The organism is Streptomyces soli (genome assembly GCF_003999195.1).
GTDB lineage: Bacteria > Actinomycetota > Actinomycetes > Streptomycetales > Streptomycetaceae > Actinacidiphila > Actinacidiphila soli.
In genome coordinates, this window is the sequence record NZ_RJVR01000298.1 from 1 (window position 1) to 19,066 (window position 19,066).

The window sequence follows — 19,066 nt, forward strand, 5'->3', positions numbered from 1 at the left end:
ACCGCCGCCGTCAGAGCCGCGCCGGCCGCCCGCCGCCTGGGCAGCGGCAGTCGGCCCAGCGGCAGCCGGGGCTGCCAGGCCGAGGCGAAGGCGGAGCCGGGGGCGGTGGCGGCGGCCGCGATCCACAGCGGGGTCATCATCAGGTAGTAACCGTCCTGCGACCGCGTGGCCAGGTAGAACGCACACCACGGCAGAACGGTGGCGGCCGGGCCCAGCCGCCGCACGAAGAGAACGAAGAGCACGAGCAGCCCGGCGGCCAGCAGCATGCTGCCGTAGGAGTAGAAGTCCAGCCGGCTGCTGCCGTTGGTGAAGTAGTACGAGAGGCCCATGATGCCCTGGCCATGCAGCACCCCGTGCTGGGTGAACGGCAGCGCCAGGCCCGCCAGCCAGGCCCGCGGGCTCTGAAATATGAAGTACGCGTTGGCGGCGAGCGCCACGACCGCCGCGATCCCGGTGAACTGCGCGACCACGGCGAGCGCAGTCCGCGCCGGGAGTTCGCCGCGGCGTATCGCGTAGGCACCGGCCAGCAGGAACGGCGTGAGGAACCAGGGCAGTTGCTGGGTCGCGCAGGCGGCCCCGAGGCAGGCGGCACGCACGATGTCCGAGCGGCTGAGCCGCCCCCCGGCACCGATGGAGGGCCAGCGGATCACGACCGGGATGAGCAGGACGAGCGCCGGGATCGCCGGGTAGCCCATGTCGGCGTACGACTTCAGCATGGGGAAACCGAGGCAGACCGCCGTCGCGGCGGACCGCCACGGCATGGGCAGCAGCACCCAGAGTGCCACGGCGCCGATGATCAGCAGGACGGTCGGAACAAGAGTGATGGCCTTGGCGCCGATCAGCGCGTAGGCGGGGGCGTTCAGCAGGACCGCCAACGGCGGATACGCGAACGAGTAGTCGGCGCCGCCGGACATCGTCTTCGTCACCCCGACGTGGCTGCGCTCGAAGACCCATGGCCACTCCTGCCCGTACACCAGATGCCCGTGCACCAGCTCGTGCGTGGCCTGGGTCATCAGCACCGTCTCGTCGTTGAGCCCGTTGCTGAGGGCGTACGAGCACAGGGCCAGTGTGATGCCGAGCAGCAGCACCCCCGCGTCGACCAGCACCAGAGCGCGACGGCTGCGCACGACGAGGGCGAGGATGCCGAGGACCAGGATTCCGGCGTAGCCGAGCGTGATGACCCCGCCGATCGCCGGTCGTGTCGCGATCGCGGTGGACCAGTCGTTGCGCGTGCCGATGAAGAGGCTGACCACGGCGAGCAGCGTGATCGCGCGGTGCAGCGGTGCGGGCACAGTCGGCGATGGCGGTTCCGAGGGGACCGGCGCGGCATCGGGGACAGCGGTGGCAGTGCCGGCCGTCTTGTTCATGCGGGGTCCACCTCGGGCGGGCGAGTCGTGATCAGATGAGGGTGCTCTTGGCACGAACTCGCCATCTTATCGGTGTCGCCGGCCCAGTTTTCCGGGGCGAATCCCACGACCGTGACCAGCCCTGACCCCGAGGGGGCGGCCTGTCCTCGGTCCCAAGGGACGCCGCAGTCCGCCCACCGATACGCATACGCGGCGGAACATCGCCCTCGCGTAGATTGCGAGGACGGAGCCAGGAAGGGACGCACGTGGCAGGCGTGAGGCAGGACGTGGTTGAGGCCCACCGGATCGTGGTCAAGGTCGGTTCGTCGTCGTTGACCACCGCGGCCGGGGGGCTGGACGCGGACCGGGTCGACGCGCTCGTGGACGTTCTGGCCAAGGTGCGGGGGAACGGCGCGAAGGACATAGTCCTGGTCTCCTCCGGCGCCATCGCCGCCGGGCTCGCCCCGCTCGGCCTCACCAGGCGGCCCCGCGACCTGGCCCGCCAGCAGGCCGCCGCCAGCGTCGGCCAGGGGCTGCTGGTCGCCCGCTACACCGCGTCCTTCGCGCGCCACGCCGTACGGGTCGGACAGGTGCTGCTCACCTCCGACGACGTCAGCCGCCGGGCGCATTACCGGAACGCGTACCGCACCCTCGACCAGCTCCTCGCGATGGGCGCGCTGCCGATCGTCAACGAGAACGACACCGTCGCCACCGACGAGATCCGCTTCGGCGACAACGACCGGCTCGCCGCCCTGGTCGCGCACCTCGTCCGGGCCGATCTGCTGGTGCTGCTGTCCGATGTGGACGGCCTGTACGACGGCGACCCCAGCAACCCCGGCGCCTCGCGCATCGACGAGGTCGCGGGGCCCGAGGACCTGGACGGCGTCTCCATCGGCAGCAGCGGCAAGGCCGGCGTCGGCACCGGCGGCATGGTCACCAAGGTCGAGGCCGCCCGCATCGCCACCGGGGCCGGGATCCCCGTTGTCCTCACCTCCGCCACCCACGCCGCCGACGCCCTCGCCGGACGCCCCACCGGCACCCTTTTCCACCGCACCGGCAAGCGTTCCGCGGACCGGCTGCTGTGGCTCGCCCACGCCTCGACCCCGCTCGGCGCGCTCATCCTGGACGACGGCGCCGTCCAGGCCGTCGTGAAGGGGCGCAAGTCGCTGCTGCCGGCCGGAATCGCGGGCATCGAGGGCCAGTTCGCCGCCGGTGACCCCGTCGAGCTGCGCGACGAGGCCGGGCACGCCGTCGCGCGCGGCCTGGTCAACTTCGACGCCGCCGAACTGCCGCGGCTGCTCGGCCGCTCCACGCACGACCTCGCCCGCGAGCTCGGCCCGGCGTACGAACGTGAGGTCGTACACCGCGACGACCTCGTACTCCTGCACACCTGACGGCGCTCATCCGTGGTTACTTGGTGAAAACCGCCCCGCCGCCGCCCTCATACTGGTCAACTTTGATGCGGAGGACGAACGCGCCGACAGGGAGGCCACCGGTGAGACGAGGGCGTCCGGGGGCACCGCCCCGGGGGACGGCGGAGCGCACACTCGTCAGCGTCGACGGGACCGGTGCCGCCGCCGCCACGGAGTCGGTGCCGCAGTCACGGCCGCAGCCCCGCCTGTGGCACGTCACCCTCAGCGTCTCCGGCGCCGAGGCCCCGCTGCCGGAGGTCCGGCGGGCGCTGGAGCAGCTCGCCCACGACCACCCCTTCCTCCTGACCAGCCGCTACGCCGGCGACCACGCCGAGATCCGGTACTGGGAGGAGGCCCGCGACCTCCACGACGCGGCCGCCATCGCCCTGCGCCTGTGGGGCGAGCACCGCTCCACGGCCAACCTCCCGCCCTGGGAGATCGTCGGCCTCGAGGTCATCGACCGCGAGACCTACCACCACCGCATCGCCGAGGGCTACGGCCCCGCCCCCGCCACCCCGGTCGGCGTCCACCCCTACTGACGGCACGGGCCTGCGCCGGTCTCGGCCGGTCTCAGCCGGTGGAAAGCCGCACCGGGGGCACCGTCGGCGGCCGTACTCTGATGAGCATGAGCAGCAGCCACGATCTCGCCGCGTCCCTGCCGTCCCCGTGGCCGGAGTCCCCGGTCCTGCGCGCCGCCTACCGTGCCCGCGCGGCCGCCGCGGACCTGGCTCCGATGCCACGGTCCGCGAAGGACGACGCGCTGCTGGCCATCGCGGACGCGCTGGTCGTCCGTACGAGGGAAATCGTCGCGGCCAACGCGGAGGACATCGCCCGGGCCCGCGAGGCGGGGACCAGCGAGACGGTCGTCGACCGGCTGACGCTCACGCCGGAGCGGGTGCGGGCGATCGCCAACGACGTACGGGACGTGGCAGGGTTGCCGGACCCGGTGGGCGAGGTCGTGCGGGGCTCGACGCTGCCGAACGGCCTTGATCTGCGCCAGGTGCGGGTGCCGCTCGGCGTGGTCGGGATCATCTACGAGGCCCGCCCCAATGTGACGGTCGACGCCGCCGCGCTGTGCCTGAAGTCGGGCAACGCGGTGCTGCTGCGCGGCTCCTCCTCCGCGTACAACTCCAACCACGCCCTGGTCACCGTCCTGCGGGACGCGGTCGGCGGCGCAGGCCTGCCGGCGGACGCGGTGCAGCTGGTGCCGGGGGAGAGCCGGGAGTCCGTGCACGAGCTGATGCGCGCCCGGGGCCTGGTGGACGTACTGATCCCGCGCGGCGGCGCGTCGCTGATCAGGACGGTCGTCGAGCAGTCGACGGTGCCGGTGATCGAGACGGGCACCGGCAACTGCCATGTGTACGTCGATGCCCAGGCCGACCTCGACATGGCGGTCGAGGTGCTGATCAACTCCAAGGCGCAGCGCCCGAGCGTCTGCAACGCCGCCGAGACACTGCTGGTCCACCAGGACATCGCCGACGCCTTCCTGCCGCGCGCGCTGGACGCCCTGGCCGAGGCCGGGGTGACCGTGCACGGCGACGAGCGGGTCCTCGCGCTGGCCGAGAAGTCCGGGACGAAGGCGAAGGTCGTGGCCGCCACGACGGACGACTGGGAGACCGAGTACCTGTCCTACGACATCGCGGTGGCGGTCGTGCACTCGCTGGACGCTGCCGTGGCGCACATCCGGCTGTGGTCCTCGGGCCACACCGAGGCGATCGTTACGAGCTCGCAGCCCGCGGCCCGCCGGTTCACACAGTTGGTGGACTCGGCGGCGGTGGCGGTGAACGCCTCGACCCGGTTCACCGACGGCGGCCAGTTCGGCTTCGGCGCGGAGATCGGCATCTCGACGCAGAAACTTCACGCGCGCGGCCCGATGGGCCTGCCGGAGCTGACCTCCACGAAGTTCATCGTGACCGGCGACGGCCACATCCGAAGCTGATTCGCAGGGTAATCTCAGCCGATTTCCCTGCCCAAAGCGGCGTTCCGGGCCCTATTCTGGACGGGTGGCGGACGATGTGGGGCCAGGCCGTTCGTTCCCGGACGGTGACGACCACGGTGGCGCGGACGATGAGTTCGCGTCCGTGGTGCTCGACGAGGCCTTCATACAGTCCGCCGCCTTCCACGAGCCCAGCCACAAGGAACGCATGGCGGCCCGGGCCCGCGTCGGCGGCATCGAGGACGAGCCGGGCGAATGGGATTCGCTGGAATCCCCCTATGGTCACGACGACGGCGAGCTGGACCCCGAGGACGCCGAGTACGAGGAGCTGTACGCCCAGCGCAGTCCCTACCGGGGCCATACCCGCTGGCACCGTACGGTCGCCTGGGTGCTGGCTGTCCTCATGGGTATCGGCGTGGTCGCACTGACGTTCGCAGCGGTCTACCGGGGCGCGAGCGGCGGCCGCCAGCCGGCCACCATCCAGCCGTCCCCCACCGGCCACATCGGGGCCCCGCTGACGGCGCCGGTGGCGGTCAGTCCCACGCGCTGAGCCGGTCCGCCGAGCAGGCACTGACCAACGCACTGCCATTCGACCAAAGTTGTCTCGTACCAGGGCGTTTATAAGTGGTCGCAGAGACCTACGCTTGTGGTATGGCCGGTCCTGGCGACCCACCTGCGGGGACCCCCGAAGGCGTTCCGGGCGGTGGGGACGACGAATACCGATCCGTCGTCTTCGACGAATCGTTTATTCGCGCTGCCCGGATACAGGAGTACTCGGCCCGTGAGCGGCTCGACGGCACCGCCAGGGCCGTACACGTACGCCGCTTCTGGTCCCGTGGCGGCGCTCCCCGGCAGGCCCTGATCCTGGTCCTGCTGATCGCCATGGCCTTCGGCACCGCCATCTACCTGGGCATACGCAATCCGTACCAGCAGCCCGCCACACCCGCCGCCGACCAGCTCCGGATCACCCTGATCCCCCTCGCCCCCACCGGGGCGGTGCCCGCCGTGGCCCAGGGGCAGCTCTTCGCGGGGTCTCCCGCCGCCGACTACCGGATCGGCGCCGAGGGCGTCACCCTGCCGCCCGCCCACCGCACCGGGCATTTCGCCGAGGACCAGGTCATGCAGGCGCTGACCAGCGCGAAGGACTACCTGGTCGCCTCGGCGATAGACCCCGGAGCGCTCACCGGCGGCGATGTCCGCACCGTACGGACCCTGCTCGCCCCCGGGCAGCTCGACCAGTTCGACCGTAGCCTGGAGCGACCCGTCGATGACGGCCGCCACGCGGCGACGGGCTGGCTGGTGCGCTTCGACCCCACCCGGATCAAGCTCGCCGACGAGCAGGTGCGGGTGCAGGGCGGCATGACCGTGAGCGAGGTCGGTGACGACCTGCTCGAGGTCGTCACCGATCACACCCTGGTGTACGCGGTGCGCGACGCCGGCGGTGCGGCGAGCGCGGCCTCGCTCTTCACCGTCCGGCGCGAGCTGCGCTTCCGCTTCGACCGAGACGACCTGCGCGACCGGCACGTCGAGCTGGTCCAGTCCTCGACCGAGGCCGGTCCGCTGTCCTGCACGACACCGTCGGTGGGTTACTTCCAGCCGCTGCTGGCCGGCCAGCAGGCGCAGGCCCGAACCGCGACCGACCCCTTCAACCACGACCACCAGCTGACATCGGTCTGCGGTGTGCTGGCCCCGGAGGTCTCGGTCAGTCCTCAGGCGAGTCGGACGGCGGCGAGTCCTGCGGCGGGTTCTGGGTCTGCGACCCCGGCGTCCCCGTGAACTTGTCCCGCAGCTTCCCGCCGAGGTCCCCGGCGCCCGACGAGATGTCGTTGATCAGCCGCATCAGCGGGTCCTTGCTGGTCTTCACCGTCTCGGCGTAGTGGTTCGCCGACTCCTTCCAGGCGTCCGTGACCGAGGTGTCCTTGTCCTCGGCACGCCGGGTGTAGTGGCCGTCCATGATCCGCTGGTAGTCGCGGCTGGCCTCCCACTTCTTCAGCTCGGCGGCCCGCACGGTGGTGAAGGGGTGGGTACGCGGCAGCACGTTGAGGATCTTGAGCACGGAATCGCGCAGGTCGCCCGAGGCCTCGTACTCCTCGGCCTGCTTCAGGAACGCGTCCACATTCATCTCGTGCAGATGATTGCCGCCGGCGATCTTCATCAGGCCGCGCATCGAGGCCCGCAGATCCTGGCCGACCAGCAGCCCGGCGCGGTCCGCCGACAGCTCGGACTTGCGGAACCACTCGCGCAGCGCCGTGACGATCGCCATGATCGCGAGGCCGCCCAGCGGGATCCAGGCCACCCGCAGTGCCAGCGTGGTCAGGAACAGCAGAACGGTGCGGTAGACCGAGTGGCCGGACAGGGCGTGGCCCACTTCGTGGCCGACGACGGCCCGCATCTCCTCCTCGTCCAGGAGCTCCACCAGGCCGGTGGTGACGACGATGAGCGGCTCGTCGAGCCCGATGCACATCGCATTGGGCTGCGGGTCCTGCGTCACGTACATCGCGGGGACCTTCTCCAGATCCAGGATGTAGCAGGCGTCCCGCAGCATGTCATTGAGGTGGGTGAACTGCGCGTCGCTCACCCGGACGGAGTCCGACAGGAAGAGCAGCCGCAGGCTGCGCTCGGGGAGCAGGCCGCTGAGCGCCTTGAAAACCGTGTCGAAACCGCTGAGCTTGCGCAGTGCCACCAGCGCCGAGCGGTCGGCCGGGTGCTCGTACGCACGCGAGGAGATACCGGGAAAACGGCGGCGATTGCGCCCCGGCAGATTGTTCGACTCGGACATATTGGCCAGACCCCCTGATTGCCAATCGGTACACAGTGAGACGCGCGAAGCCGACGCGAAGTTCCTTCCACCTCGCCCGTACGATGTCGCCCATGACTTCATACGTCGCAGCCGCCGCCCTGACCACCCTCGCCGACAGTTCGAACGGCAGCTCGAACCACGAGAGCCTCAGCCCGGTCCTCACCGGCGGCGGCGCCCTGTTCGTCCTGCTTCTCCTGCTCTGGATCACTACGCGTTTCAACCGGGACCGCTGATCCGGGTAGCGCCCCCAGCAAGTGCAAGTAGGCTCAGGCCGCATGGGAGAGCAGGAACCGCCGGTGAAGAAGCGGCTCGGCGTGATGGGTGGCACTTTTGACCCCATCCATCACGGTCACCTTGTCGCGGCGAGTGAGGTCGCCACTCTGTTCCACCTCGACGAGGTGGTCTTCGTGCCGACCGGCCAACCGTGGCAGAAGACCGACCAGCAGGTGTCGCCCGCCGAGGACCGGTATCTGATGACCGTGATCGCCACCGCGTCGAACCCGCAGTTCTCGGTGAGTCGCAGCGACATCGACCGCCCGGGGCGTACGTACACCATCGACACCCTGCGGGATCTGGCCGCGCAGCACGGCGAGGCGGACCTCTTCTTCATCACGGGTGCCGACGCCCTGAACCAGATCTTCTCCTGGCGCGACGCCGAGGAGTTGTTCTCCCTTGCGCACTTCGTCGGCGTGACCCGCCCAGGGCACACGCTGGCCGATCCGGGCTTCCCGGAGGGCGGGGTCTCCCTGGTCGAGATCCCCGCGCTGGCGATCTCCTCGACGGACTGCCGCGAGCGGGTGGCCAAGGGGGATCCGGTCTGGTATCTCGTGCCGGACGGCGTCGTGCGCTATATCGACAAACGCAAGCTGTACAGGTAATCGGTGGAGGGGTCCACGTGAACGACGCACACCCTCGTTGGCAGTACGCCGAGGGACAGGAGCCGTACCGCCAGGACCCCCAGGACCCTTACCCCCAGTACTCCCCGTCGCCGGACGTGTACGGACAGCAGCCGCAGGAGCGGTACCCCACCTACGGCGACGGCTACGACCCGTACGCGCAGCCCCCGCAGCAGCAGCCGCAGCAGGACTACGCGGAGCCGTACTACCCCCCGCAGGAACAGCAGCAGTACCAGCAGGGCTACATCCCGCAGCAGCCGCAGTACGAGCAGTACCAGCAGCCGTACGCACAGCCGCAGCCGCCGCAGCCGGCTGAGCCACAGCAGTCGTACTTCGAGAAGCCTCCCCGGGAGGAGCCGGCCGCCGGCCGCGACTACCGGACCGAGCAGTTCGCCTTCGTCGACGAGGACGACGAGGAGTCCGAAGAGGTCATCGACTGGCTGAAGTTCACCGAGTCCCGAGTGGAGCGGCGCGACGAGCGCAAGCGGCGCGGCCGCCATCGCGTGGTCGGTCTGATCGTGGTGGTCGCCCTGGTGGCGGCCGGCGGCGTCGGCTACCTCTGGAAGACCGGCCGGATCCCTGGACTCGGCGGCACCACCACCACGGCGACGACGGCGACCGGCGCCCAGAAGCGCGATGTGATCGTGCTTCACCTGCGCCCGATCGACAGCAACCAGACCTCGACCGCGCTGCTGGTCAGCAACTCGACCACCAAGCACGCCACGACCGTCCTGCTGCCCAACTCCCTTGCCATCAACACCGACAGCGGCACGACCACCACCCTCGGCAAGTCCGTCGTGGACGACGGCGCCACCCCCACCCGCGACGGCCTCGACACCCTCCTGGGCACCAAGATCGCGGGCACCTGGCGGCTGGACACCCCGTATCTGGAACTGCTCGTCGACTCGCTCGGCGACATCATCGTGGACACCGACGCCACCGTGAAGTCGCAGGGCAAGACCCTCGTCACGCCCGGCAAGGGCCAGGAACTCAACGGCAAGGCGGCCGTCGCGTACGCCACCTACAAGGGAGCGGGCGAGCCGCAGGAAAAGCAGCTCATCCGCTTCGGGCAGGTCATCCAGGGGATGCTGAAGAAGTTCCCCAGCAGCAGCAGCCTGGGCGTGAAGACCATCCAGACGCTGAACGCCATCCCAGACCCCTCGCTGAAGGAGCAGGAGCTGGGCGCCAGCCTGGCGGCGCTGGCCGAGCTGGCCAAGACGGGCGCGTACTCCACGGCGACGCTGCCGGTGCAGACCGACGGCACGCTCAGCGCCACGGCCACGCAGAGCGTGGTCAAGGACGTGCTCGGCGGCACCGTCACCAACAGCAGTATCGACGGGATCCTGCGGATCAGTGTCAAGAACGCCACCGGCACCGCGAGCAACACCACGCAGGCGCAGGCGGCCGTGGTCAACGCGGGCTACACCTACGTATCCGCCGGGACCGGCACGACTCAGGCGGCCTCGCAGGTCATCTACACCGACGCCGCCAAGAAGTCCGACGCGCAGGAGGTCGCCAAGACCTTCGGTCTGTCCACCAAGCTCGTCACGAAGGGCAAGGGCGCGTCCAACGCGGACATCACGGTCATCCTGGGCCAGGACTACAAGCCCCAGGGCTGATCTGGGGCGATGCAAACCGGTCGGGGACTGTCCGTGGTCCGTGAGACCCTGGAGACATACGTCCCCGACCGGAAAGCCTCACCTGTGACCGCCACGGACCGCTCCATCGAGCTCATCAAGGCCGCTGCCCAAGCGGCCGCCGACAAGCTCGCGCACGACATCATCGCCTATGACGTCAGCGACGTCCTCTCCATCACGGACGCGTTCCTGGTGGCCTCCGCGCCCAATGACCGCCAGGTGAAGGCCATCGTCGACGAGGTCGAGGAGCGGCTGCTCAAGGAGCTGGGCGCCAAGCCGGTCCGCCGCGAGGGTGACCGTGACAGCCGCTGGGTGCTGCTCGACTACATCGACATCGTCGTCCACGTGCAGCACTCCGAGGAGCGGATCTTCTACGCGCTCGAGCGCCTGTGGAAGGACTGCCCCGAGATCGAGCTGCCCAAGGACGCCGTGGAGACCCGCGGCAAGGCCGATGAGCACGCGCGGTCGCTCGCGGCCGCCGACGAGGACGGAGACCTGAGCTGAACGGGAATACTCACGGCCGCGGCCGCCGGCTCGTGCTGTGGCGGCACGGCCAGACCGCCTGGAATCTCGAAGGCCGCTTCCAGGGCACGACCGACATCCCACTCACGGAGACCGGCCTCGCCCAGGCCAAGCGCGCCGCCCGGCTGCTGGCCGCGCTCAAGCCGGACGCGATCATCGCCTCCGACCTGCGCCGCGCCGCCGACACCGCCGCGGAGCTGTCCACCCTCACCGGGCTGGAGGTCGCGCACTACGAGGGCCTGGGGGAGACCTATGCGGGCGTCTGGCAGGGCCTGACGCACCAGGAGATCACCGAGCGCTTCGGCGAGGAGTACGCGGCCTGGAAGCGGGGCGAGCCCGTCCGGCGCGGCGGCGGCGAGCTGGAGACCGAGGTCGCCGACCGTGCCGCCCCCGTCGTCCTCGAGGCCGCCGACAAGCTGCCCGACGGCGGCACCCTCGTCGTGGTCAGCCACGGCGGTGCCATCCGCACCACCATCGGACGGCTGCTCGGCCTGGACCCCTTCACCTGGGAATCGCTCGGCGGCCTGTCAAACTGCTGCTGGTCCGTCCTTTCCGAGGGCGCCCGCGGCTGGCGCCTCCAGGAGCACAACGCGGGCTCGCTGCCCGAGCCCGTCATGGGCGACGACGACTGAGGCCCGATTTCGGGAATCGGGCTCTGACCGGCTAAGCTTCTTCTCGTTCGCAGGGCGGAACGCCCGGGAACAGCGGGGCTATAGCTCAGTTGGTAGAGCGCTTGCATGGCATGCAAGAGGTCCGGGGTTCGAATCCCCGTAGCTCCATGTTCACCCGTGCGGAAGCACGGGAAGCAGATGTCCCGCGTCCTCTCAGAGGGCGGGGGACATCTGCTTTTCCGCGATCTCCGCGCTGATCTCCGACAGCCGGCGCGCGTGCACCGGGCAGCCGAGCAACGGGTCGTTCATGCCGCGCAGTTGCTCGATGCGGGCGCGGCTGTCCTCGTCGTTGGGGGTGTAGACGACGATGCGGTGCTCGGGCATGCCGTCGATCGCCAGCGAGACGGACGTGAGGTGGATGATGCCCACCGAGGCGTGCTGGACGAGCTTGATCCGGGGGCCGGCCGGGGCGACGTCGCCGCTGGCCCACATCTGGGCGAACTCGGCGCTCTCGCGGATCAGTCGCTCGATGAAGGACTCCCAGGCGGGCTCGCCCACATGGCGTCCGTACGCGCCGCGCAGCTGGGCGACCATGCGGGGCAGCTCCTCGGCGCGGTTGAGGAACGCCGAGCAGCAGGCGGGGCCGGTGAACAGCCTCAGCAGGACGTTGCGGTCGGCGCGGCCGGTGATCTGTACCGCCGGGAAGAGGTCCCGGTAGGCCGCGTTGGACGCCCGGACGTCGTAGCGGGCGTTGTAGACCACCGCGCACAGCGGGTCGAGGGCGTCGATGATGCCCTGCACCTCCGTGCCGACGGCCTCGGCGTCGGGGATGTCGTCGGCGACGAAGGGCACGCCCGCCAGCCGGTAGAGATGCTGCCGCTCGGTCACGTCGAGGCGCAGGGTGCGGGCGATGGCCTCCAGGACCTGGACGCTGGCGTTGATCGGCCGCCCCTGCTCCAGCCACGTGTACCAGGTGACGCCGACCCCGGACAGCTGGGCGACCTCCTCGCGGCGCAGCCCCGGTGTGCGGCGGCGGAACCCGGGCGGCATGCCGACGTCCGCGGGGGTGATCCGGGCGCGGCGGCTGCGCAGGAATGCGGCGAGTTCGGTCCGGCGCTGGGGCATGCGACCATCGTGCCGTTCGGCGGAACGCGGTGCCAGGTGCTGCCAGTACCAGTGTCACGGGGCTCTCGTTACGGGTACCGGGCCGCCGCCAGGCTCGAGGGCATGACGAACTCCGCGCTCAGCATCCCTCGTAGTCAGGTCTTCGGGCGGGAGCCCGACGCCGGGCGGCGACCGCCTGCCGGGCTGCTGCTCGGCATCATCCTCACGGGCCAGTTCATGGCCCTGCTCGACGTCTTCATCGTCAATGTCGCGGCCCCGACGATCCGCACCGACCTCAACGCCTCCGGCGCGGGGCTCCAGCTCGTCGTCGCCGGCTACACCATCTCGTACGCCGTACTCCTGATCACCGGTGCGCGGATCGGCGACCTGTGGGGCCACCGCAGGGCGATGCTGGCCGGGCTCGCGCTCTTCACCGTGGCCTCGCTGGCCTGCGGACTGGCCCAGTCGACGGGGGAGTTGATCGGCTTCCGCATCGTGCAGGGCGCGGGGTCCGCGCTCTTCGTCCCCCAGGTGCTGAGCCTCATTCAGCGGAACTTCACGGGCGAGGGGCGGGTGCGTGCGCTGGGCGTCTACGCGGCCGTACTGTCGTCCGGCGCGGCGATCGGGCAGTCGCTGGGCGGGGTGCTGGTCAGCGCGGACCTGTTCGGGACGGGCTGGCGGCCGGTGTTCCTGGTCAACGTGCCGATCGGCCTCGCGCTGCTGGTGCTGGCCCCGCGCGTCATCCCGCGCGACGCGCCCGGCATCCCCGAGCGGCGGCGCGGGCTGGATGTGCCGGGGCTGGTCGTGCTGGGCGCGGCCGTGACGTTGCTGACGGTGCCGCTCGTGCTCGGGCAGGAGGAGGGCTGGCCGGTGTGGGGCTGGGTGTCCCTCGGGGTGAGCGCGGTGCTGTTCGCGGCCTTCGTCGCCCTTGAGGCCCGGCTTGCCCGTGGCGGGGGCGCTCCGCTGGTCTCCGGCCGTGTGCTCCGTGCCCCCGGCATGGTGCGGGCCGCCGCCGTCATCGGGCTGACCATGGCGGTCAACGCGGGCTTCCTGTTCGTCTTCGCCCTGCACCTGCAGAGCGGCCTCGGCGAGAGCGCGCTGCACACGGGCCTGACCTTCGCGGCCGCCGCCGTCACCTTCGGGATCGCGGGGCTGTACTGGCGGCGCCTGCCGAAGCGGTCCTACCGTGCGCTGGCTCCCGGCGGGCTGCTGCTCGCCGCGGCCTCCCTCGCCGGGCTCGGCCTGGTGACGCGGGACGGCAGGCTGCACGAGGCGGGCCTGCTGGTCGTCCTGGCCGGCCTCGGTGCCGGTCTCGGCCTCGCCTTCAGCCCCACCCTGACCCTCGCCCTCGGCCAGGTCGCGCCCGAGGACGCGGCCGACGCGAGCGGTTTTCTGGCCACGGTCACCCAGCTCGGCCAGCTCATCGGCGTCGCGACCTTCGGCACCCTGTTCCTCAACCGGGTGGCGCTGGCCGGCCACGTCCACCCCTCCGCCCACGCGATCGCTGTCACGGCTGCCGCGCTGGCCGCCACGGCTGCGGTGGGCGCGGTGGCGGGCCTGCGGCGGTGACGTAAGGCCCCGGCGGGGGTCCTGGCGGGCTCAGCGGCCGGCGTACGCGGGCTGGGAGCGCGGGGCCGTGCGGACGGGCGGGCGGCGGCGCCAGGCGAAGGCGGTCACGACCCCGGCGACCGCGAGGAAGACCGCGCCGGCGACGGGATAGACGGCGGAGAGGGCCATCTCGCCGACCGACTGGTTGAGCTCGTGCCGCGTGCCGTCGCCGTGGGGGACCATCCACAGGGCGAAGGAGTAGAAGAGCACGCCGGCGGCGACCGCGCCGATGGTCCACCGCCGGTCGTGGCGGCGGATGGCCTCGGCGCCGACGAGCATGACCATGGGCACGCCCCACACCCAGTGGTGGGACCACGAGATGGGGCTGACGATGAGCGCGGTGACTCCGCAGGAGACGGCCGCCCAGGCCGGCCCGTACGGCAGGCGGTTTCCGGCGAGCAGAGCGGCCACCGCCACCGCGAGGCCCGCGCAGACGATGGCGGCGGCGGGGATGAGCCACCAGCCCGCGGGGTCGCCGGTGTGGAGGGCACGGGCGAGGATGCCGCGCAGCGACTGGTTGGCGGTGTCCTCGCCGTGGCCGACCCGGTCGGCGGCGAAGATGATCTCGGTCCAGAAGCGCTTGGAGTCGTGCGGCAGCGCCAGCAGCGCCAGCGTGACCGTGGTCGCGAAGGTGGTGGCCGCCACGGCCGCCCTGCGCAGGTGGACGTTCCAACCCGGCCCGCCGCGCCGCAGGCGTCGTATGCCCAGCGCCGCGCCCGCCACCGCCAGGAAGACCACGAAGAGCGCCGGGGTGAGCTTGATCCCGGCCGCGATGCCGATGCCGACCCCCGCCCAGCGGTGGCCCGCCCGTCGGGTCAGATCCCACAGGACCAGGACGGCGAGCAGCAGGTTGATCTGCCCGTACCGCATGGTCGTCCACACCGGCTCGCACCAGACCGCGACGGCGGCCACGGCGAGCGTCACGGCGGCGCGCGGCAGCCGCACCGGGCGGCCGATGAGCCGCAGCGAGAGGTGCACCAGGGCCACCAGCAGACCCAGGTTGACCAGGTTGACGGCGAGCCGTGCCGCGCTTTCGTCCAGCCACGTCAGGGGGATGAACAGCAGTGCGGCGAAAGGCGGATACGTGGTGGGCAGCTGGGCGTACGTGGCCCGCATGTCGTACAGGTCGCTGCCCGCGCGCACGGTCCAGCCCTCGGCCCGGTAGACGTCCAGGTCGAGCATGGACACGTTGGCGGCACGCTGCGTCAGGTAGAAAGCGGTGAAGGACAGCAGACACACCACGGCCGCCACCAGCGTGGGCCGACGCGCGATGAAGGCCCGCGCCGCCACCCTGCGCTGGGCATCGGCGATCGTCTGCGTCGCAGTCACGGTGCGTGGCTCCTGAGGTCCGGGCGGTCGGCGCTGCGTAGGCGGCGTAAGGGGCACAGGCGCCCTGACACTACCTTCATTCACCAGGACCGCCGCTGAGCTCGAACGGTTCCCGTATCACCCTGCCCCCGCCTGCCCCGATAAGGATTTGGCCAAACGCGAGGGCAGCCCGTAATGTATGCGGAGTCGCCGGGGGAGCCCCGGACACAACGACACGCGGGGCTATAGCTCAGTTGGTAGAGCGCTTGCATGGCATGCAAGAGGTCCGGGGTTCGAATCCCCGTAGCTCCACGAGTGCGAGGGCGATGTGTGTCCGCAAAAGACGCGGACATACGTCGCCCTCGTCGTTTCTGCTCGGTTCCGCCTTGCGGGCGGGGGCTCCGTCACCCGCCGAGGGTGAGGCCGGGTCGCTGTTCCTGGCCGGGATGCCGGGCCCGGCGGCCGACTTGGGGCTGGGCGCGGTGCTGGCGGCGGCGCAGATCAAGCTGGCCGCGGCGCTTCCGGCAGAGTTGCGCGACCAGGCGGGGCGGATCCGTGAGCGGTTTCATCCGGACGCCCCGGGGTGGTACCGGTAGGCGGACGACGTGCCGTATCCGGCGGCCGTGGCGTCGGCGGTGTGGGACCGGCGGGCGATCCGGGTCCGCTACCGGCGCTGGGCGGCGCCGCAGGAGGTGACCCGGGTCCTCGATCCGTACGGGCTCGTGCTGAAGGGCGGCCGCTGGTATTTGGTGACAGCGGCCGCCGGGCCGGTGCGTACCTACCGCCTGTCGCAGATCCTGCGGATCGAGGCGGGGGAGGAGTGCTCCTTCGGCCGGTCGGCCGGATTCGACCTGGCCGCCTACTGGGCCTCGTACTTGACGGGGTTCGACACCCGCAGGCACCGGCTCACGGTGACCGTACGCATTTCCCCGCGCGGGCCGAGCGGGCTGCCGGACGTCCTGGAGCAGGCGGCCGTGCGCGCGGTGGAGCGCGCGGCAGAGCCGCCTGACGCCGAGGGGCGGACGCGGGCGGACATCCCCGTCGAGTCCGTCGAGCACGCGGAGCAGGAGCTGCTGCGGCTCGGCGTGGAGGTCGAAATGCTGGCGCCGCAGGAGCTGCGTACGGCCATGGCCCGCACCGCCGAGGCGATCGCCCGGCGGCACCGCCGCTGAGCTACCGCCGGCCGCCCTCCTCCACGCGCAGCGCCAGCGCCGGGCAGCGGCGCACGGCGCGCTGGGCCTGCCCTGCGAGGTGGGCCGGGACCTGGGTGCCGGCGATGTCGGGGTAGCCGTTGCGGTCGAGGCGGACGATCTCGGGGAGGATCCCGGCGCAGAGGCCGTGGCCCTTGCAGAGGGTCCAGTCGACGACGAGCCGCTGGTTGGTGGAGCCGGCGCCGCCCCTGCCGCTGGGCGACTCGGAGCCGAGCAGCGGGAGGACGCCCTTGACCGGCCGCCCGCAGCCGCCGCCCAGCACGTGCGCGGCGAGGTCGTCCGTGAAGGCGCTGATGGAGGAGAGGACGAAGCGCATGGAGCCGTCGGGGTGCTTGCACACGCCCCGGCCCTTCACTCCCATCGCCACCTTGCGCAGCTCCTCCAGCGCCGCCTGGCCGCCGCCGTTGAGGACGTCGCCGAGCAGCGCGGCCATCGCGGGCAGCCCGAGCTTGCAGGGCCCGCACTGGCCCGCCGTCTCGCCAGCGAGCCACTGGGCGACCTTCAGGGATTCGCCGAGCGGGCACAGGCCCGGGTCCAGCGGCAGCAACGCGCCCGCGCCCAGCGTCGCCTTGTGGGCCTCCAGGCTCTCGCGGGCGATGGTCACCATGGAGGCGACCGAGGGGTCGATCCAGCCGCCGTGGTAGCCGCCGACCAGGACGCCCTGGCCGACTCCGGCGCCGCACATCTGCAGGATGTACGACATCGGGACGCCGGTCGGGGTCTCCACGACCACCTGCCGGGGCACCGAACCCGAGACGGTCAGCATGGCGGTACCGGGCTCGCCGGCCACGCCCGTTGAGCCGTAGCGGATCGCGCCGAGCCGTGCCCCGATGGCGAGTTGGGCGAAGGTCTCGGTGTTGGAGAAGAGCGTGGGCGCACCGTCGACGCCCGCCTCACTGGCGCTGACCTTGCGGCCGGGCGGCAGCGGGGTGCCGCCGTTGGCGGCCGAGATGATCGACGAGGACTCGCCGGACACGAAGCGCTCCGGCATCCGTACGATCCGGGCCCTGAGCGCCTTGCCGCGCCGGTCGCCGAGGCCGCGCTCGGCCATGGCGTCGCGTAAGGAGGCCTCGTTGGTGTCGCGGGTGACGGCGACGACCAGCTGCGAGGCTCCCATCACCTCGGCGGCCAGCAGCGCCCCGTCGAGCATGAGATGCGGGGCGCGTCGCAAAATCACCGCGTCCTTGCGGCAGGCGGGCTCGCCCTCGGAGCCATTGACGACGACGACCGGCCGCACGCCGGAGCGCCGCACGCTGTCGGCGACGGCGGTCAGCTTCTTGTGGAAGGGGAAGCCGGCGCCGCCCTTGCCGCGCAGGACCATCAGCTCGGCGAGGTCGATCAGTTCGCTCTCGGTCATGCCGGAGGGCATGGAGCCGTGCACCGACAGGTGGGTGACCCGGTCGAGGCGCTCGACCTCGTCGAACCCGGCGGTGACCCGGGGCAGTCCGACCGCGCGTACCTCGGGGAGGACGTCGGCGCTGGCGGTCGCGGCGCCACGGACGGCCGGGAGGTTGTCGGGGCGCGGACTCATCGCTGTCCTCCGTTGTAGTACGGGCCCTGGGCCTGAGAGGGCTGCTGCCAGTTGACCGGCTGCAGGCGGGTGGCGCTCACGTCGGCGGACTCGCCGTACGGCACCTGCGTGGGCACCTCGGTGCCGTACGCCGGCGTCTCGTAGTACTGGCCCTGGTCGGGGATCGGCGGGAGCTGCGCGATGGCGTCGGCGGGCAGCGGCTCGGCGTATACCGGAGGCAGGCCGGCCAGTGAGTCGGCGGGCGGCGCGACCGGCGGGAAGTTCGGCAGCGGGGGCAGCGGGTCGGTGTACGCGAGCGGGACGCCGTCGTTGCGGCGGGTGGGCTCGGCGCGGCGCGAACGGCCGCGGCTGCCCTGGGGGCTGAGGCCGCCGGTGCCGGAGGCGGAGGGGCGCAGCGGGAAGAGGTTCTCGCCGCGCGTGCTGCGCAGCCGTACGACCAGGGCGATCGCGACGGCGATCAGGGCGAGGACGTACACCAGGACGAACTGGGTCTTGGCCGAGCGCCCGGCGTTCAGCCCGTGCACCAGGGCCGCGCACCAGGAGGCGTACGAGGTGCAGTGCAGGATCCGCCAGCGCACCGGGTGGCGCCGCTCGGCGAAGGCGCTGCGCAGCGCGCCGGTGACGGCGGCGAGGATCATCGTGTACGAAGCGAAGGTGCCCAGGAAGATCAGGAAGGCCTGTCCGGTGAAACCGGCCGGCAGGAAGACCTGGAACATCGTGGCGTGGCCTTCGGAGACCTTGACCGAGATGTGGACGATCAGGAAGCACACGGCGGCCACCCCCAGCCCCCGGTGGATGCCCTGCGACATGATCCGCTGGCGCGGGCCGAGGATGATCTCGTCGGTGGAGACCAGTCCCCAGATCACGGTGGAGGTCAGGGCGACCAGGCAGAGTACGCCGACCCCGAAGTCGAGGAAGGCACGGATCTGGCCGCTGGTGCCGGCACCGAGGGCGATGAGAAGCGCGCCGACGCCGCCGACGGCGACGAGGCGGGGCAAGCGGGCCGTGCGGAGAGCCTCGGGGAGGGTGTTGCCGCCTGGGGGATTTGACGCAAAAGGGCGGCTCCCGCGGCGGGAGTTGGAGCGTGGAGGGAGGGGGCGCATGCGCAGACGCTACGCACGGGCCACCCATGCGTGTGATGCTT

The 19,066-nt window shown here is 71.4% G+C and carries 19 protein-coding genes and 2 tRNA genes; 15 read left to right on the forward strand and 6 right to left on the reverse strand.

The genetic code is table 11. The features are described 5' to 3' along the window. The coding region (locus tag EFK10_RS33500) for a hypothetical protein (protein ID WP_127359418.1) at positions 1-1,367 on the reverse strand (1,367 nt) is incomplete at its 3' end. 266 nt (positions 1,368-1,633) lie between these two features. Here EFK10_RS33500 and proB point away from each other — a divergent pair. The 5 genes from proB to EFK10_RS33525 all read left to right on the forward strand — a co-directional run bounded on the left by proB (position 1,634) and on the right by EFK10_RS33525 (position 6,470). Further along, positions 1,634-2,740, forward strand: coding sequence for a glutamate 5-kinase (gene proB / locus EFK10_RS33505; RefSeq protein WP_127359440.1), 1,107 nt, complete (start codon positions 1,634-1,636; stop codon positions 2,738-2,740). Positions 2,741-2,841: 101 nt separating this feature from the next. Beyond that, a complete protein-coding gene (locus tag EFK10_RS33510; protein ID WP_127359419.1) occupies positions 2,842-3,297 on the forward strand; it encodes a hypothetical protein in 456 nt (151 codons plus the stop codon). Positions 3,298-3,383: 86 nt separating this feature from the next. Beyond that, entirely contained in the window at positions 3,384-4,697 is a 1,314-nt protein-coding gene (locus EFK10_RS33515) for a glutamate-5-semialdehyde dehydrogenase (RefSeq protein ID WP_127359420.1), read from the forward strand. Positions 4,698-4,761: 64 nt separating this feature from the next. Further along, on the forward strand, positions 4,762-5,244 hold the full coding sequence (locus EFK10_RS33520) for an SCO2584 family spore wall biosynthesis protein (RefSeq protein ID WP_127359421.1): 483 nt from the start codon (positions 4,762-4,764) through the stop codon (positions 5,242-5,244). A 101-nt stretch (positions 5,245-5,345) separates the two neighbouring features. Beyond that, the gene (locus EFK10_RS33525; RefSeq protein WP_127359422.1) at positions 5,346-6,470 is read left to right on the forward strand and encodes an SCO2583 family membrane protein; all 1,125 of its coding nucleotides are present in this window, start codon (positions 5,346-5,348) and stop codon (positions 6,468-6,470) included. On the opposite strand, the gene EFK10_RS33530 is transcribed toward EFK10_RS33525, so the two are convergent. Next, the gene (locus EFK10_RS33530) at positions 6,397-7,473 is read right to left on the reverse strand and encodes a M48 family metallopeptidase (RefSeq protein ID WP_127359423.1); all 1,077 of its coding nucleotides are present in this window, start codon (positions 7,471-7,473) and stop codon (positions 6,397-6,399) included. The genes EFK10_RS33525 and EFK10_RS33530 overlap by 74 nt on opposite strands. A gap of 92 nt (positions 7,474-7,565) precedes the next feature. Here EFK10_RS33530 and EFK10_RS47985 point away from each other — a divergent pair, with 92 nt between their 5' ends. From EFK10_RS47985 to EFK10_RS33555, 6 genes are all read left to right on the forward strand, one after another. Continuing rightward, the gene (locus EFK10_RS47985; protein ID WP_164836253.1) at positions 7,566-7,727 is read left to right on the forward strand and encodes a hypothetical protein; all 162 of its coding nucleotides are present in this window, start codon (positions 7,566-7,568) and stop codon (positions 7,725-7,727) included. Positions 7,728-7,769: 42 nt separating this feature from the next. Next, a complete protein-coding gene (nadD, locus tag EFK10_RS33535) occupies positions 7,770-8,372 on the forward strand; it encodes a nicotinate-nucleotide adenylyltransferase (RefSeq protein WP_127359424.1) in 603 nt (200 codons plus the stop codon). 17 nt (positions 8,373-8,389) lie between these two features. Beyond that, a complete protein-coding gene (locus EFK10_RS33540; RefSeq protein WP_127359425.1) occupies positions 8,390-10,009 on the forward strand; it encodes an LCP family protein in 1,620 nt (539 codons plus the stop codon). Between the two features lie 84 nt (positions 10,010-10,093). Then, entirely contained in the window at positions 10,094-10,531 is a 438-nt protein-coding gene (gene rsfS, locus EFK10_RS33545; protein ID WP_127359441.1) for a ribosome silencing factor, read from the forward strand. Further along, complete coding sequence (locus EFK10_RS33550; RefSeq protein WP_127359426.1) at positions 10,528-11,181, forward strand: histidine phosphatase family protein; 654 nt, start codon at positions 10,528-10,530, stop codon at positions 11,179-11,181. The genes rsfS and EFK10_RS33550 overlap by 4 nt, the downstream gene beginning before the upstream one ends. A gap of 74 nt (positions 11,182-11,255) precedes the next feature. Further along, positions 11,256-11,328, forward strand: a tRNA-Ala gene (locus EFK10_RS33555). 45 nt (positions 11,329-11,373) lie between these two features. Here EFK10_RS33555 and EFK10_RS33560 read toward each other — a convergent pair. Next, on the reverse strand, positions 11,374-12,285 hold the full coding sequence (locus EFK10_RS33560; RefSeq protein WP_127359427.1) for a helix-turn-helix transcriptional regulator: 912 nt from the start codon (positions 12,283-12,285) through the stop codon (positions 11,374-11,376). A gap of 102 nt (positions 12,286-12,387) precedes the next feature. Here EFK10_RS33560 and EFK10_RS33565 point away from each other — a divergent pair, with 102 nt between their 5' ends. Beyond that, on the forward strand, positions 12,388-13,833 hold the full coding sequence (locus EFK10_RS33565) for an MFS transporter (protein ID WP_206305693.1): 1,446 nt from the start codon (positions 12,388-12,390) through the stop codon (positions 13,831-13,833). A 30-nt stretch (positions 13,834-13,863) separates the two neighbouring features. Here EFK10_RS33565 and EFK10_RS33570 read toward each other — a convergent pair whose 3' ends face one another. After that, positions 13,864-15,201: a glycosyltransferase 87 family protein gene (locus EFK10_RS33570; protein WP_240677639.1), complete on the reverse strand. Its 1,338-nt coding sequence runs from the start codon at positions 15,199-15,201 to the stop codon at positions 13,864-13,866. A 218-nt stretch (positions 15,202-15,419) separates the two neighbouring features. On the opposite strand from EFK10_RS33570, the gene EFK10_RS33575 reads away from it, so the two are divergent. The 3 genes from EFK10_RS33575 (at position 15,420) to EFK10_RS48980 (ending at position 16,352) form a co-directional block, all read left to right on the forward strand. Then, positions 15,420-15,492 (forward strand) — tRNA-Ala (locus EFK10_RS33575). A gap of 74 nt (positions 15,493-15,566) precedes the next feature. Next, positions 15,567-15,776 carry a hypothetical protein gene (locus tag EFK10_RS48975; RefSeq protein ID WP_206305694.1) on the forward strand — a complete coding sequence of 70 codons (210 nt, stop codon included), beginning with the start codon at positions 15,567-15,569 and terminating at the stop codon, positions 15,774-15,776. A 9-nt stretch (positions 15,777-15,785) separates the two neighbouring features. Continuing rightward, positions 15,786-16,352, forward strand: a complete 567-nt coding sequence (locus EFK10_RS48980; protein WP_206305695.1) for a helix-turn-helix transcriptional regulator — start codon at positions 15,786-15,788, stop codon at positions 16,350-16,352. A gap of 1 nt (position 16,353) precedes the next feature. On the opposite strand, the gene EFK10_RS33585 is transcribed toward EFK10_RS48980, so the two are convergent. After that, positions 16,354-17,922 carry an NADH-quinone oxidoreductase subunit NuoF family protein gene (locus EFK10_RS33585; RefSeq protein ID WP_127359428.1) on the reverse strand — a complete coding sequence of 523 codons (1,569 nt, stop codon included), beginning with the start codon at positions 17,920-17,922 and terminating at the stop codon, positions 16,354-16,356. Continuing rightward, on the reverse strand, positions 17,919-18,920 hold the full coding sequence (locus tag EFK10_RS33590) for a hypothetical protein (protein WP_127359429.1): 1,002 nt from the start codon (positions 18,918-18,920) through the stop codon (positions 17,919-17,921). The genes EFK10_RS33585 and EFK10_RS33590 overlap by 4 nt, the downstream gene beginning before the upstream one ends. Between the last annotated feature and the right edge of the window lie 146 nt (positions 18,921-19,066).